This is a genomic window from Alloalcanivorax venustensis (genome assembly GCF_047495515.1).
Lineage (GTDB): Bacteria > Pseudomonadota > Gammaproteobacteria > Pseudomonadales > Alcanivoracaceae > Alloalcanivorax > Alloalcanivorax venustensis.
Map to the genome: position 1 here is coordinate 2,359,246 of NZ_CP179934.1, position 14,635 is coordinate 2,373,880.

Annotated in this window: 11 protein-coding genes; 5 read left to right on the forward strand and 6 right to left on the reverse strand. The window is 68.9% G+C overall.

The window, feature by feature from the left end; all coding sequences use genetic code 11:
• Positions 1-61: 61 nt before the first annotated feature.
• A complete protein-coding gene (locus tag ACMG4O_RS11070) occupies positions 62-1,243 on the reverse strand; it encodes a CaiB/BaiF CoA transferase family protein (RefSeq protein ID WP_142949737.1) in 1,182 nt (393 codons plus the stop codon).
• Positions 1,244-1,396: 153 nt separating this feature from the next.
• Here ACMG4O_RS11070 and ACMG4O_RS11075 point away from each other — a divergent pair, with 153 nt between their 5' ends.
• On the forward strand, positions 1,397-2,281 hold the full coding sequence (locus ACMG4O_RS11075; protein WP_414433799.1) for an acyltransferase: 885 nt from the start codon (positions 1,397-1,399) through the stop codon (positions 2,279-2,281).
• An 81-nt stretch (positions 2,282-2,362) separates the two neighbouring features.
• Positions 2,363-4,981 (forward strand): DUF349 domain-containing protein, encoded by a 2,619-nt coding sequence (locus ACMG4O_RS11080; protein ID WP_414433800.1) that lies wholly within the window; start codon positions 2,363-2,365, stop codon positions 4,979-4,981.
• 84 nt (positions 4,982-5,065) lie between these two features.
• Here the strand turns inward: ACMG4O_RS11080 and ACMG4O_RS11085 are convergent, their stop codons facing one another.
• Positions 5,066-5,701 carry a DUF924 family protein gene (locus tag ACMG4O_RS11085; RefSeq protein ID WP_142949740.1) on the reverse strand — a complete coding sequence of 212 codons (636 nt, stop codon included), beginning with the start codon at positions 5,699-5,701 and terminating at the stop codon, positions 5,066-5,068.
• 12 nt (positions 5,702-5,713) lie between these two features.
• Entirely contained in the window at positions 5,714-6,328 is a 615-nt protein-coding gene (locus ACMG4O_RS11090) for an arylesterase (protein WP_142949741.1), read from the reverse strand.
• Between ACMG4O_RS11090 and ACMG4O_RS11095 the strand changes: the two genes are divergently transcribed.
• Positions 6,329-7,003: an ABC transporter ATP-binding protein gene (locus ACMG4O_RS11095; protein WP_142949742.1), complete on the forward strand. Its 675-nt coding sequence runs from the start codon at positions 6,329-6,331 to the stop codon at positions 7,001-7,003. It abuts the gene before it with no gap.
• A complete protein-coding gene (locus ACMG4O_RS11100; protein ID WP_414433801.1) occupies positions 6,996-9,449 on the forward strand; it encodes an ABC transporter permease in 2,454 nt (817 codons plus the stop codon). Before ACMG4O_RS11095 ends, ACMG4O_RS11100 begins: the two co-directional genes overlap by 8 nt.
• Before the next feature lie 3 nt (positions 9,450-9,452).
• Here ACMG4O_RS11100 and ACMG4O_RS11105 read toward each other — a convergent pair whose 3' ends face one another.
• Positions 9,453-10,646 carry a multidrug effflux MFS transporter gene (locus tag ACMG4O_RS11105; RefSeq protein ID WP_194855934.1) on the reverse strand — a complete coding sequence of 398 codons (1,194 nt, stop codon included), beginning with the start codon at positions 10,644-10,646 and terminating at the stop codon, positions 9,453-9,455.
• A gap of 143 nt (positions 10,647-10,789) precedes the next feature.
• Here ACMG4O_RS11105 and ACMG4O_RS11110 point away from each other — a divergent pair, with 143 nt between their 5' ends.
• The gene (locus tag ACMG4O_RS11110) at positions 10,790-12,610 is read left to right on the forward strand and encodes a cation:proton antiporter (RefSeq protein WP_142949744.1); all 1,821 of its coding nucleotides are present in this window, start codon (positions 10,790-10,792) and stop codon (positions 12,608-12,610) included.
• Here ACMG4O_RS11110 and ACMG4O_RS11115 read toward each other — a convergent pair.
• Positions 12,607-13,029 (reverse strand): MerR family DNA-binding protein, encoded by a 423-nt coding sequence (locus ACMG4O_RS11115; protein WP_142949745.1) that lies wholly within the window; start codon positions 13,027-13,029, stop codon positions 12,607-12,609. The genes ACMG4O_RS11110 and ACMG4O_RS11115 overlap by 4 nt on opposite strands.
• Before the next feature lie 39 nt (positions 13,030-13,068).
• Positions 13,069-14,583 (reverse strand): glycerol-3-phosphate dehydrogenase/oxidase, encoded by a 1,515-nt coding sequence (locus ACMG4O_RS11120; RefSeq protein ID WP_142949746.1) that lies wholly within the window; start codon positions 14,581-14,583, stop codon positions 13,069-13,071.
• Positions 14,584-14,635 lie beyond the last annotated feature (52 nt).

Below are 14,635 nucleotides of genomic sequence, written 5' to 3' on the forward strand. Positions count from 1 at the left end.
GCCCGGAAAGTCGCCTCATGACGACAGCATAGCGCCGCCCGGAGGCGGCGGGAATTACCGATCAACCCACCGCGCCGGAATCCTTGAAGGCCTGGATGTCCTCGTCGCTGAAGCCGTGGTCGGCCAGCACCTCGTCGCTGTGCTGGCCGAGACGGGCACCGCTGAAACGGTAGCCTACCGGCGTGGCCGAGAACTTGAACGGCGACGCCACCTGGCGCTGCTTGCCGCCGTCGTGGCGCGGCACCTCCACCACCATGTCGCGGGCCTTCAGCTGCGGATGCTCGGTGGCTTCGGAGAAACTCAGCACCGGCTCCACGCAGCAATCCAGATCGGCGAACACCCGGCACCAGTGGTCGTAGTCCTGGCCGCCGATCACCTCGGCGATCTCCGCTTTCACTTCCGCCACCACGGTCGGGTCCAGGGTCATGCCCTTGCTGGTCAGTTCCGGCTTGCCGATGGCCTGGCAGAACTGGGTGAAGAACTGCGGCTCCAGGCCGGCCACGGACATAAAGCGTCCGTCGCGGGTGCGGTAGCAGTCATAGAAGCCGCCGCCGTTGAGCTGGGTGGTCTCCAGGTCCGGATCCTGACCGCCCACCAGGGCCGGCGGCGCGGCCAGGCCGTGCAGGCTGAAGGCGGCGTCGGTCATGGAGATGTCCACGTGCTGGCCCTCGCCGGTGCTCTGGCGGTGGATCACCGCCGCCAGCACGCCCATCACCGCATGGCAGGAACCGCCGGCGATGTCCGCCACCTGGAACGCCATGGGCGCCGGGCCGGAGGCCTTGCGGCCGTTGTAGGCGGTCATGCCGGCGATCGACAGATAGTTCAGATCGTGGCCGGCCCGGTCCCGGTAGGGCCCGTCCTGGCCGTAGCCGGTGATCGAGCAATAGATCAACCCCGGGTTGATCGCCTTGAGGTCTTCGTAGCCCACGCCCAGACGGTCCATGACCCCGGGGCGGAACTGCTCGACGATAATGTCGTACTCGGCCACCAGCCGCCGGATGATCTCCTTGCCTTCCGGCTTCTTCAGATCCACGGCGATCGACCGCTTGGAGCGGTTGATATAGCCGTGCACCGCCGACACGCCGTCCTCGGACGGCGGCAGCAGCCGCACCATGTCCGGACGGGTGGGTGATTCCACGCGCAGCACCTCGGCCCCCATGTCGGCCAGCATCAGGGTCGCGAACGGACCGGGCAACAGGGTGGAAAAATCCAGAACTTTCAAAGACGCCAGGGGACCACTCATGAACACCGCTCCTTCAATTCGAAAACCCGACCCTACCCGCTCGCCCCGGCCTCGCCAATGGCAGGCCTGGTCGCACGAGTGACCGAAACTGACATGGGGCCGGCCCGCCATCTGCGCTAGCATGCGCGCTTACTCCGCAACCGTGTAACGCTGATGACCGTTTCAACAAAAATCCGCGGCGTGCTGGCGCTGGTGGGCATCTTCCTCAACACCCTGTTGCTGGTCACCCCTCTGTATCTGTTCGCCCTGCTCCGGCTGCTGCTGCCGTTCCACGCCGCCCAGGTTCGGTTGTCCCGGGTGCTGGTGGTGATCGCCGAAACCTGGATGGCGATCAACAACGCGATCATTGATCTGTTCAGTCAGGTGGAATGGCGGGTGGAAGGCATGGACGGCCTGGCCCGCCAGGAGTGGTACCTGATGACCTCCAACCACCAGTCCTGGGCGGACATTCTGGTGCTGCAGAAAGTCACCAACCGCCGGGTGCCGTCGCTGAAGTTCTTCCTCAAACAGGAGCTGATCTGGGTGCCGCTGCTGGGGCTGGCCTGGTGGGCGCTGGATTTTCCGTTCATGAAGCGCTACAGCCGCGCCCAGCTGGAAAAACGTCCGGAGCTCAAAGGCAAGGACATGGAGACCACCCGCAAGGCCTGCGAGAAGTACGCGCACTATCCGGTGTCGGTGATGAACTTCTTCGAAGGCACCCGCTTCACGGAAGAGAAGCACCGTCAACAAAACTCTCCGTACCGGCATCTGCTCAAACCCAAAGCCGGCGGTGCCGCCTTTACCCTCAAGGCGATGGGCGGCCAGCTGCACTGCCTGCTCGACTTCACCATTGTCTATCCTCCCGGCACCAGCCGTTCCCTGCTCGGCTTCCTGGGCGGTGACATGGACCGGGTGGAAGTGATCGCCCGGCGCCGGCCGATCCCGGACTGGGCGGCGCAGGGCGATTACGAGAACGACCCGGAGTTCCGGCGCCGCATTCAGGAGTGGGTGAGCGAAATCTGGGCGGAAAAAGACGCTCTTATCGAGTCACGTCTGTGATCCTATCCGAGGGTTGCCTATAGTAGTGGCCCGGCGCCTCCTGGCGCCGCATAAATACAAAGCAAATCCAATGGGATGGCCATGCTAGGCAAACTGTTCAAACCCCGGTGGCAACACCGCGACGCCGAGGTTCGCGCCCAGGCGGTCGCGAACCTGAATCCGCGCCAGGATCAGGAAACGTTGTCGAAACTCGCCCGCGACGACGGCAGCGCCAGGGTGCGCGCCGCCGCCGTGTCGGCCCTGCTGGACCTGCACCTGCTGGACCAGCTGATCGAAGCGGACGGCGATGCCGGCGTGCGTGACGCCGCTTCGGACCGCTTCGTGGCGCTGCTGGCCGGCACCGTGGACGGCGCCCCGGCGGTGGACACCCGGCTGCGGTTGATCCAGCACACCGGCAATGCCCGGGTGCTGCTGCATGTGGCCCGCCACAGCCCCGACCAGGCGTGCCGGGACGCCGCCCTCGCCGCCATCGAGGAACCGGAGTCGCTCTACCGGCTGGCCCTGGAAGGCGCCGACGCCGCGCTGCGCCTGGCCGCCGCCGAACGCCTGCAGGACGCCACCCTGCTGCGCCAGCTGGGGCGCGAAGGCCGTGACAAAAAGGTGGTGCGCGTCGCCCGCGACCGGGTCAAGGCCCTGCAGGCCCGGGACGCCGAGGCGCGCCGCCACGAGGAACAGCTCGACACCCTGATCGACGCCCTGGAACAACTGGCCCAGCACAGCGCCGACCCCCTGTTCGAAGGCCGCCTGCAACGGCTCGAGCAGCGCTGGCAGGCCCTCTCCGAGCACGCCGATGAGGCCCGCTCCGCCCGCGTGGAAAGCGCCCTGGCGCAATGCCACGCGCATCGGCGCGAGCAGCAGCAAGCGGCGGCCCGCCAGGAAGCGCTGGAATCCGCCGCCCACGAGCGCCGCGCCGCCCTGGACACCCTGCGTTCTCTGTATCGCGACCTGAGCGCGGAGACCTGGGACCAGCAGCTCGGCGAGCTGCGCTCGGCGGTGGCCACCCAGGAGCGACGCTGGCAGGCCGCCGGCGAACTGCTCGAGGCGGACGACGAGTCCGACCTGATGTTCCACTCCCGGTTGAGCGAATGGCGCCGGCTGATCGCCCTGGCGGAAGCGGCCCTGGACGCCGAGGACGACAACCAGCGCCGCGAGCTGGCCGAACAGTGGCCCGCCGAGGTGGCGGCGCCTTCCGCCCTGGCGGCGGCCCTCCCGCCCGAGCCTCCCGAACAGCAGGAAGAGCCGAAGCAGCAACAGAAGCCCCGGCAGGCGCCGGCGCGGACCGGCGCCGACAGTGAGCACCGCGGTCTGGTGGTGGCCCTGCGCCGGGAGCTACAACAGGGCAATCTCAAGCACGCCAACCGGCTCTGGCACAAAGCCGAAGCGGTGCTGGCCGAGCAGAACGACCCCTGGCTGCAGCAGCAGCTCGAGCGCCTCACGCCACGCCGGGAAGAGCTGCGCGACTGGCACGCGTTCGCCGCCCAGCCCAAGAAAGAACAGCTCTGTGAGCGCATGGAAGCGCTCGCCGAAACGGACATGGACGCCGAAGAGCGCGCCAGCGCCGTCCAGGCTCTGCACGAAGAGTGGCGCGCGCTGATGAGCTCCGACCAGGATCAGGACCAGGCGCTCTGGGACCGCTTCAAGGCCGCCTCCGACCGCGCCTATGAACCCTGCCGCGCGCACTTCGCCGAGCTCGACGCCCTGCGCGAGGAAAACCTGCGGCGCCGCGAGGCACTGTGCCGGCAGCTGGCCGATTTCGTCGCCGCCCAGGACTGGCAGAACGCGGACTGGCAGGCGGTGTGGGAAATCCGTCGGCAGGCGCCACAGGAATGGAAGAGCCACGCGCCGGTGCGCTTCACCGACGCCCGCGACGTGCAAAAGCGCTTTTCGGCGCTGCTCAGCGAAATCGATGAGCGCCTGGAAGAGGCCTGGCGGCAGGCCGAGCAGCCCCGCCAGGCGCTGCTGGAGCGCGCCGCCGCCCTCGCCGAGAGCGTGGCCGCCGACCAGGGCGAACAGGCCGTCGACGTCCGTGGCGCCGCCCGCGAGGCCCAGGCGCTGCAGAAGCAATGGCGCGCCGCGCCCTGGCTGCCGCCGGCCCGTCACCGGCCGTTCCAGAAGCGTTTCCGCCGTACCATGGACGCCATCTTCGCCGCGCGTCAGGCCGACACCGAACAAAAGCAGGCGCAGCGCGCCGAAGCTGCCGAACAGGCACAGACCGTACTGGAACGGGCCGCCCAACAAACCGCCCGGCCCCTGCCGGAACAGGACGGCGCCACCCTCGCCGCCCTCGCCGAGGAATTGCAGGCGGTGGACGGCGCGTCGCTGGGCCGCAGCCTGCAGCAACAGCTGCAACGGCTGCAGGAGCAATTGCGCGCGCTGCGCAAGGACCTGCCCCGGTGGCAGCGCTGGCAGGCGGCCCGCGACCGTGTCAGCGGCGCGCCGTCCGGCGAGGAGCGCGCCGAAGACCGCGCCCTGGCCGCCGCGTTGGAAGCCCTGGCCGGCGTCGACAGCCCCGAACACGCCCGCGAGGAACGCATGGCCTGGCAACTCGAGCGGCTGCCCAAAGCGATGAAATCGAGCGGCTTCACACCGCTGGAAGAGGCCCTGGCGCTGGTCGACGAACGGCCCGTCGGCACGCCGCTCGAACCGGACCTGGCCTCCCGAATGACAACCGCCCTGACAGCCCTGGAACCGCGCCCCTAATCCAGCCTGTGCGAGCGGGCCCCGCCCGCGAAAGGGTGGCTTTAGCCACCCGGCAGGATCCCAGAGACCTTGTTTGTGCGCGATTTATTGCCCGTAGCGCCGCGCGTGCTGCAAGAAGTCGAGTTCCTCGGCGCTGTCGGTGCGCTCCAGCACCCGGTTGCGGTGCGGGAAACGGCCGAACCGCTGGATGATGTCGCGGTGCTCCTCGGCGAATTTGAGGTTGTTGGCGATATCGTCCTTAAGCGCCGCCGGCACCCGTGCGTGCAGGTCCTGGTAGCAGGCCACCGCGCGGTCCTGCAGCTCGGCGTCCTCGGCGTGCATCAGCGGCATATAGAAAAACACCTGGCCGGCCCAGCCCAGGCGCCGGTCCATGCCGGTGGATAAACCTTCCAGGGTCAGCGTGGCGGCGTGGTGGTCGCCGGCGAAGGCGTCCGCCGTGCCGCGATAGATGTTGCGTGTGAACTGGTCCAGCAGCAGGATCAGCGCCAGCCTGGGGCCCGGCTCCCGTTCCCAGTCCACCAGGTCGCGCCGCAGCGCCGCCGCCACTCGGTCACCGAAGCGTTCAGCGATTTCCGCGTCCTGGGCGTCACTGCTCTTGAACCAGCGCCGGCGCAAGGATTCCGGCGGCCAGCCCCGGGCATCGTCGGTCTCCCCTTCCAGGCCGCCGCTGTCGCCAAACCAGAAGTCGAGGATATCCCGGTACGGGATGGTGAATTCCATGGTGCTCTTCCTTTACAGGTCGCAGTGGTCCGGCAGCGCCGGTTTGATCGCCGGCCAGGCGTTTTTCAGCAGGCCCGGCTGGGCCTCGGCGGTGGGATGTATGCCGTCGCGCTGCATCTGCCCCGCTTCCACCACGCCGTCGAGCAGGAAAGGCACGAACGGCACCCCGGTTTCCCCGGCCACCTTTTTGAAGGCCTGCTCGAACAGGCGGGTGTAGGCCTGGCCGTAATTAGGCGGAATACGCATGCCCAGCAGCACCGGCTCGGCGCCGGCCGCTTCGCTCAGTTCGATCATGCGGGCCAGGTTGTCGCCCAGCCGCTGCGGCGGCAGGCCGCGCAGCCCGTCGTTGCCGCCCAGCTCGATCACCACGGTGTCCGGCTGGTGGCGCTCGAGCAGATCCGGCAGCCGCACCAGACCGCCGTCACTGGTGTCGCCGCTCACCGACGCGTTGTTCACCGGCAGCCCGGAACATTGCGTTTCCAGCCGTTGTCGTAAAAGGTGCACCCATCCCTGCGTTTCCTCGATACCATAGGCCGCGCTGATGCTGTCACCCAGCACCAGCACGCCCTCGGCGCGGGCGCAAAACGGCGTTACCAGTAAAACCAAAACGATCAGGCGTTCCCACATATGGCCTCGACTCCCGTGCTTGTCGCGCGACAACTTAGCAAAACGGTCTCCGCCCCGGAAGGCGAGCTGACCCTCCTGGAGCATATCGACCTCACCGTCCAAGGGGGAGACACTTTGGCCATCACCGGGCCGTCCGGTTCCGGAAAATCCACCTTGCTGGGTTTGCTGGCCGGCCTGGACGTGCCCACCGGCGGCGACGTGCGCCTCGCCGGCGAGCCGTTCAGCGGCCTCGACGAAGACGCGCGCGCGGCGCTGCGCGGGCGTTACTGCAGCTTCGTGTTCCAGGCGTTTCATCTGGTCGCCGACCTCACCGCCCTGGAAAACGTCATGCTGCCGCTGGAAATCGCCGGCGCCGACCGGGCCCGGGACAAGGCCCGGCACTGGCTGGCCCGGGTCGGCCTGGGCAAACGCGAACGGCATTTCCCGTCGCAGCTCTCCGGCGGCGAGCAGCAGCGCGTGGCGCTGGCCCGCGCCTTCGCCATGGAGCCCGCCCTGCTGTTCGCCGATGAGCCCACCGGCAGCCTGGACCGGGCCAACGGCGACCAGGTGGCGGAGATGCTGTTCGACCTGAACCGCGACCACGGCACCGCCCTGGTGCTGGTGACCCACGACCCCGCCCTGGCCCGGCACTGCGGCACCCATCACGAACTGGTGGAGGGCCGCCTGAGTGCCTGATTTGTCCCCGCGACCTCTGCTTCGTCCCTGGCGTTCGCCCGCGTTCCGCATCCAGGCCCTGGCGCTGCTGGTGTGCACCCTGGCGATCGCCGCCGTGGTGCTGATGCGCGGCGAGCTGGACCACCGCTTCGCCAACCGCACCGCCGAGGCGATCGGCGGCGACCTGGTGCTGGAGGGCAGCGAGCCGGCCACCCGGGCCCAGCGCGAGCAGGTGGCCGCCCTGCCCCATTCCCGGATCAGCGCCTTCAGCACCGTGCTGGTGCACGGCGACACCTTCGTACTCACCAGCGTCAAAGCGGTGGACGACGCCTACCCGCTGTACGGCGAGCTCACCGTGGCGGACCAGCGCTTCGCCACGCCGGGCACCGTGGACCAGGGCCCGCCGCCCGGCGAGGTGTGGCTGGCCGGGCCGGCGCTGGATCGCCTGGAACAGAACGTGGGCGACACCGTCACCGTGGGCGAGCGCCAGTTGCGGATCGGCAAAGTGCTGGTCCGCGAGCCGGACCAGGGCGCCGGTTTCTACAGCATGAACCCCAGGGTGCTGATGAACCTGGAGGACGTGGACTCCACCGGCGTGCTGGCGCCGGGCACACGGGTCGAATATGAACTGCGCATCGCCGCCCCCGGCGAGCAAATGGCCGGCGTCCTTGACCGGCTGGAACCCACCCTGGCGCCGCATCAGGAGATCGACACCCGCGAGGACGCCGCGATGCGCTCCATGGGGCCGATGCGGCAACTCAGCCTGTGGGGCCAGCTGTCGGTGATGATGGTGGTGCTGCTGTGCGGCGGCGCCGTCTACCTGGCCGCCGGCGTGCGCAGCGCCGAGCAGGCGCGCCGCTGCGCGGTGATGAAAACCTTCGGCGCCGGCCGCCGCCTTATCCTCGGCCAGATACTGGGCCGCGAGCTGGCGGCCCTGCTGCCGTCCATCCTGGTGGGCCTGGCGCTGGCCGGCGGCGGCTTTCTGCTGCTGCAGCAATGGCTCGGCGACGCCCTCACCTGGCGGCCGTCCGTGCTCACCTGGCTGCTGCTGGCCCTGGCGCCGGTGGTGATCTGGGCCGGTTTCGCCCTGCCCCGGCTGTGGCGGCTGGCGGATCTGCCGGCGCGGCTGATCCTCGCCGACCGCCTGGAGGCCCCGGCGGCGCGCACCGGCCGTAATCTGCTCGGCGCCCTGCTGGCCCCGGTGCTGGTGGCGATGATGCTGTCCGGCTCGCTGGTGGCCCTGGGGCAGCTGTTGCTGCTGATGGTGACCGTGGCGGTGGGCCTGCCGCTGCTGCTGTGGGGGCCGCTGCGCCTTGCCGACAAGGGCGGTGCCCGTCTGCCGCTGGCGCCGCGTCTGGCGCTGCGGCGCCTGGCCCGGCGCCCGATGACCACCCTGCCGATGCTGGCCGCCATGGTGCTGGCCCTGGCGGTCATGTCGCTGGCCAGCCAGGTGGGCCAGCAGCTGCTGGGCCAGTGGCGCGCCAGCCTGCCGGAGAAGGCGCCCAACTATTTCGTGCTCAATCTGTTCGACCAGGATATGGACGCGTTCCGAAGCTGGCTGGACGCCCACGACGCCGAGGTGCCCGGCTTTTACCCGGTGGTCCGGGCCCGCCTCACCGAGGTGAACGGCCAGCCGGTACGCGAGGCGGTCACCAAGGAAGACGAGGACGACCAGGGCCAGCGCGCCCTCAACCGCGACCTGTCGCTGACCCAGGCCGACACCCTGCCGGAGAGTAACCGGGTGACCGACGGGCGCTGGGTGGCCGATGCCCCCGGCGAAGTGTCGGTGGAATCGGAACTGGCGGCATCCCTGGGCCTGAAGGTGGGCGACGAACTGGGCTTCACCGCGCCCTCGGGCAGTGTGGCGGCCACCGTGGTCGGTTTGCGGGAAGTGGAATGGGAAAGCTTCGAGCCGAATTTCTACTTCATGTTCAGCCCCGGCACGCTGGAATCACTGAACCGCTACTGGCTGACCAGCTTTTACCTGCCCGAAGGTCAGGGCGCGGACCTGCCGGACCTGATCCGTCAGTTCCCCCAGATCACCCTGCTGGACGTGAACGCCCTGCTCGACCAGGCCCAGGACCTGATCGCCCGCGCCAGCCGCGCGGCCCTGGCCCTGGCGGCACTGCTGCTGGCGTCCAGTGTGCTGGTGATGGCCGCCGCCTGGCTGGCGGGCAGCCAGCAGCGGCGCCGCGACGAGGCGCTGCTGCGGGTGCTGGGCGCGCGCTCCGCCCTGCTGCGCCGGGTGGCGGTGCTCGAACAGGCCCTGCTGCTCGGCGGCGCCGCCCTGTTCGCGCACCTGCTGCACCTGGTGGCGCTCTGGCCGCTGGGCACCAAGTTGTTCGACGGCGATATGCCGCTGTCCTGGTGGATTCTGCTGCCCTGGGTGCTGATCCTGCCGATGCTGGCGACCCAGTGGCTCAAGCCACGACGCCACAGCGCGCCGCTGGCGCGCCTGATGTCCTGACGGCTACTGCCTGAGGCCCGGCTTTTCCCGCGCCAGCAGGAAGAAGCAGAGCATCCCGCCCACCGCGCTGGCCGCCATCAGGGCGGTCATCGGCAGCGGCGTACCGTTGTGGATCAGGCCCAGCCCGGAACCGATCAGCCCCGCCATCAGAAACTGCAGGCAGCCGTTGAGGCCGGTGGCGGCGCCGCTGTCGCGCTCGAAGAAGGCCAGGAAGCTGGCCAGCGCGTTGGGGATCGCCAGCGCCGCCATGCCGGCCACCACCATGATCAGCGGCACCGTGCTCCAGAGCGTCAGGTAGCCGCTCAGGGTGAGCAGCAGCAGCGTCAGCGCGGCCAGGCTTTGCAGCACCACCGCCACGGCCATGATCGCGGCGCTGTCGAAGCGGCGCAGCAGCAACACGTTAAGGCGGTTGAGCCCCAGCATGGCGACCACGTTGGCGCCGAAATAGAGCGGGAAGCGGGCCTCGTCGATGCCGAAGTATTCGATATAGAGAAAGGCGGCGTCGGTGATGAAGGTGAACATGGCGGAAAAGATCAGGCCGTTGGCGAGGATGAAGCCCATCGCCCGGCGCTGGCGCAGCACCCGGCCGTAGGCCGCGAACATGCGGTGGCGCAGCGGCTCCTCCGCCACCTGCGGGGCCACGGAAGGCATCGCGAAGCGCAGCATCAGCGCCACCAGTACGGCGTAGCCGGCCAACATCACGAAGATGCTCTGCCAGCCGGCCAGGTGCAGCAGGAAGGCCCCCACCGCGGGCGCCACCAGCGGCGCCAACAGAAGCACCAGGCCCACACTGGTGAGCACCCGGGCCGCTTCGCGGCCGTTGAAATGGTCGCGCACCGAGGCGGCGGCGATCACCACGGTGGCGCCGCCGCCCAGGGCCTGAAGCACGCGCAGACCGTACAGCCAGCCCACCTGCGAGCACACCGTGATCGCCAGGCTGGCGACGATGAAAACGGACAGGCCCACATAGGCCACCGGTTTGCGGCCGAAATGATCCGACAGCGGCCCACCCAGCCACTGGCCCAGCGCCACACCCAGCACATAGACGCTCACCGACAGCTCAATGCGGTGCACCGCCACGCCGAAGTCGTCGGCCATGGTCGGCAGCGCCGGCAGGTAGGTGTCGATGGCGAGCGGCCCGAGGGCCACCAGAGTGCCGAGCATGATCGCCAGGCGTACGGGGGAAACGGTAGGCATCGGGAATCCCTGGGCGGTACAACGGAGGTCGGCAAGCCTATCATTATCACCGTCGTTTTTGCCGTTAGCGGGATGAAAAAAATCGGGCTTGCGACGCTCCGGGTTCGCTGGGACTATAGCCGCACTCTCAGACAAGGAAGCCCATGGAACTCTCCGTACCTTTGCAGTTGGCCCTGATCACCGTGGTGGCGTTTGTCTGCCAGTGGGCCTCCTGGCGCATCAAGCTGCCCGCCATTTTACCGTTGCTGCTGTCCGGCCTGTTGTTGGGCTCGGTGGCCGGTCTGATCCAACCCAAGCAGTTATTCGGAGATCTGCTGCTGCCCGGGGTGTCCCTGGCGGTGTCGATCATTCTGTTCGAGGGCGCCCTCACCCTTCGCTTCAGCGAGATCCGCGGCCTGGAAAAAACCGTGCGCCGGCTGGTCACCTGGGGGGCGCTGATCACCTGGGGCGTGGTGACGCTGTCCGCCTGGGGCCTGCTGAATCTGCCCTTGGAGCTGGCGCTGCTGTTCGGCGCCCTGGTGGTGGTCACCGGCCCCACGGTGATCGTGCCGTTGCTGCGCAGCGTGCGCCCCAAGGCGAGCGTGGCGCGGCTGCTGCGCTGGGAAGGCATCGTGATTGACCCGCTGGGCGCGATCCTGGCGGTACTCGCCTACGAGCTGGTGGTGGCCACCGGCCAGCAGGGTGCCCTGCTGCACGGGCTGTGGCTGTTCTTCCAGGCGATCGCCGTGGGCGCCGCCATGGGCGGCGCCGTGGCGCTGGCGCTGAGCGCCCTGCTGAGCCGCCACCTGGTGCCGGAGTATCTGCGCAGTTTCCTGGTGCTGTCCTCGGTGATCGGCTCCTTCGTGCTGTCCAACAGCATCAGCGAGGAATCCGGCCTGGTGACGGTGACCGTGGCCGGCATCGTGATGGCCAACCGCAAGGGCGTGCGCACCGACGACATTCTCCACTTCAAGGAGAACCTGTCGGTGATGCTGATTTCGGTGCTGTTCATCGTGCTGGCCGCGCGCCTGGAAATGGAGCAGCTGCTCAGCCTGGGCGCCACCGCCCTGCTGGTGCTGGCGATCATCCAGCTGGTGGCGCGGCCGTTGTCGGTGTGGGTGGCGACCCTGGGCAGCAGCCTGAACTGGCGCGAGAAGGCGCTGCTGGCGTGGATCGCGCCGCGCGGCATCGTCGCCGCGGCGGTGTCCGCCCTGTTCGCCCAGCGTCTGGAAGAAAACGGCGTGGCCGGCGCCGAGCTGCTGGTGCCGCTCACCTTCATGGTGATCATCGGCACGGTGGCGCTGCAGAGCGTCACCGCCCGGCCGCTGGCGCGGCTGCTCAAGGTGGCCGAGCCGGGCCCCAGGGGCTTCCTGATCATCGGCGCCAACCCGGTGGCCCGCGCCATCGGCCAGACCCTGAGCCAGAACAATTTCCCGGTGATCCTCACCGATTCCAGCTGGGAAAGCATCCGCACCGCGCGCATGGAAGGGCTGCCCACCTTCTACGGCAACCCGGTCTCCAGCCACGCGGATCAGTACCTGGACCTGGTGGGCTACGGCAAATTGCTGGGCCTGAGCCCGCGCCGGGAACTGAACACCATGGCGACCATGCGCTACCGTCTGGAATTCGGCGAACCCAATGTCTACAGCCTGCCCTGGCAGAGCGAAAAGGAAGAGAAGCACGACGTGGCCGCGCACCACCGGGGCGCCACCCTGTTCGGGCCGGACATGACCTATGCCCGCCTCGCCAGCCTGCTCAGTCAGGGCGCGGACATCCGCAAGACGCGGATCACCGAGGAGTTCGACTTCAAGGCCTATCTGGCGGTGGAGAACCGGCAGGTCTGGCCGCTGTTCGCGGTGGACAGCAAGGACCGGATCCACGTGTTCACGTCCGAGTCTCAGCCGGAGCCCCGGGCCGGCTGGTCGGTGATCGGTTTGATCAAGGAAGAGCAAAGCGCCGAAGAGAACGGCGACCAGGCGTCCTAGCGGGGCGCCGCCGATTCGGCGTTGAAGGAATCGATCAGGCCGCACACCCTGCCGTCGCCCAGATGGCAGTCCGGGGCCCGCGACCAGTCGTCCATGGCGGCGCGCATGCGCGCGCTCAACTCGCTCAGTTCACGGATGCGCGCTTCCACTTCGGCGAGGCGCGCCTCGATCAACGACCGCACCCTCGGGCACGGCGTTTCCCCGCCCTCCGACTCTTCGATCAGTTCACGCACGTCGCCGAGCGTGAAGCCCAGGCTGCGTGCTTTCAGCGCGAAGCGCAGCCGCGACAGGTCGACGCCGTTGTACTGGCGGTAGCCGTTGTGTGGGTCGCGACGCGGGGTCAGCAGGCCCAGATCGGTGTAGTGGCGAACGGTTTCGGCGGTGGTGTCGGCCCGCCGGGCCAAATCGGTAACGCGCATAACGATCGACTCCGATAATGCAAAGGTAGCGTTCGGGGCTCAGGCGGCGGCCCGGTCCCGGTCCGCCGGCGGCACGCCGTAAAAGCGCTCACGGATCTCTTCATAGCGGGCCCATTCCTGTTCCCAGCGGGCCGCGTCCCAGCCCAGCAGTTCGCCGGTGAGCGCGCGCAGCCGCTCCGCCAGGCCGGCGCCGCCGTCGCGGCGCAGCAAACCCAGCCGGGTGCGGCGCAGCAGCAGGTCGTCCAGATGCACCACCGCCTCGTGGCTGAGCACCCAGCGCAACAGCGCCTCGTCGTCCTGGACGCCATGAAGGAACTGGTCCACCTGTTCCGGCGCGTCCGGCAGCGGCCGGAACAAGGGGGCGTTGCTGCGCCGGGCGCGGCGCGCCTCCCGCGGGCCCAGCAGGCCGGCGGCGCAGAGCGCGTCCAGGGCGATCAGCCGGAAGGTGGTGAGCTTGCCGCCGCTCACGGTGACCACGCCGTTCTCTTCCCACACCGCGTGGTCGCGGCGCTCCTTGGAGGGATCCTTGCCGTCGCCGGAGGCGATCACCGGGCGCACCCCGGCCATGGTGGAGAGGATGTCCTCGCGGCCCAGGTTCACCTTCGGGAACTGTCCGTTGATCAGTTCCAGCAGGTAGTCCACTTCCGCGCCGCTGGCGCGGGCCTCCTGGTCCAGGCTGTCGCCGTGATCCAGGTCGGTGGTGCCGATGCAGGTGACCCCTTCCCACGGGAACACGAACACCGGCCGGTCGTCGCGGGGGTTAATCAGCGTCAGGCAGTCGGCCACCGGCAGCCGCGCCGGGTCGACGAACAGATGGCTGCCGCGCAGCGGGCGGATGCGTTGCCCGGCGCCGCCCAGGCGGTTGGCCCAGGCGCCGGTGGCGTTGATCACCGCGCCGGCGTTCAGGGTCAGGCTGTCGCCGCTTTCCAGATCGGTGACGTCCACCCGGGCGCGGCCGTTCTCGGTGCGGCCGTTCTCGGTGCGGATAGCGGTGGCGCGGGCGTAATTGAGCGAACGGCCGCCATGCCGGGCCGCTTCCAGCAGGCAGCGCACCACCAGCCGGCAATCGTCGGTGAGGGCGTCGGTGTAGCTCATGGCGCCGTTCAGGCCCGCCGTATCCAGCCCCGGGACGCGCATCAGCACCTCGGCGCGGGGCACGAAACGGTGGTCGCGAATGCCGGCCAGAAAGTCGTACAGCGACAGCACCGCGGTCATCGGCCAGCGCCCCGGGAACCGGCCGTCGCGCAGTGGGAACAGGTACTGGGCCCGCTCCACCAGGCCGGGCAGATCGCGCAGCAGCCGCTCCCGCTCGCGCAGGGCGTCGCGGGTCAGGCGCACTTCGCCCTGGGCGATATAGCGCAGCCCGCCGTGGACCATCTTCGACGAGCGACTGGAGGTGCCCCAGGCGAAATCCTGCTGTTCCAGCAGCAGCGCCTTGCGCCCCTGGCGGGCCGCTTCCAGCAACACGCCGGCGCCGGTGATGCCGCCGCCGATCACGATCAGGTCCCATTGTTCCCCGGCCAGTTCGGCCAGTGACGCACGCTTCGCCAGCATGGTGTCTCCTTGGATTGTGTGAACGCTTTGCCTCCGGGTGGCACGACCGTTC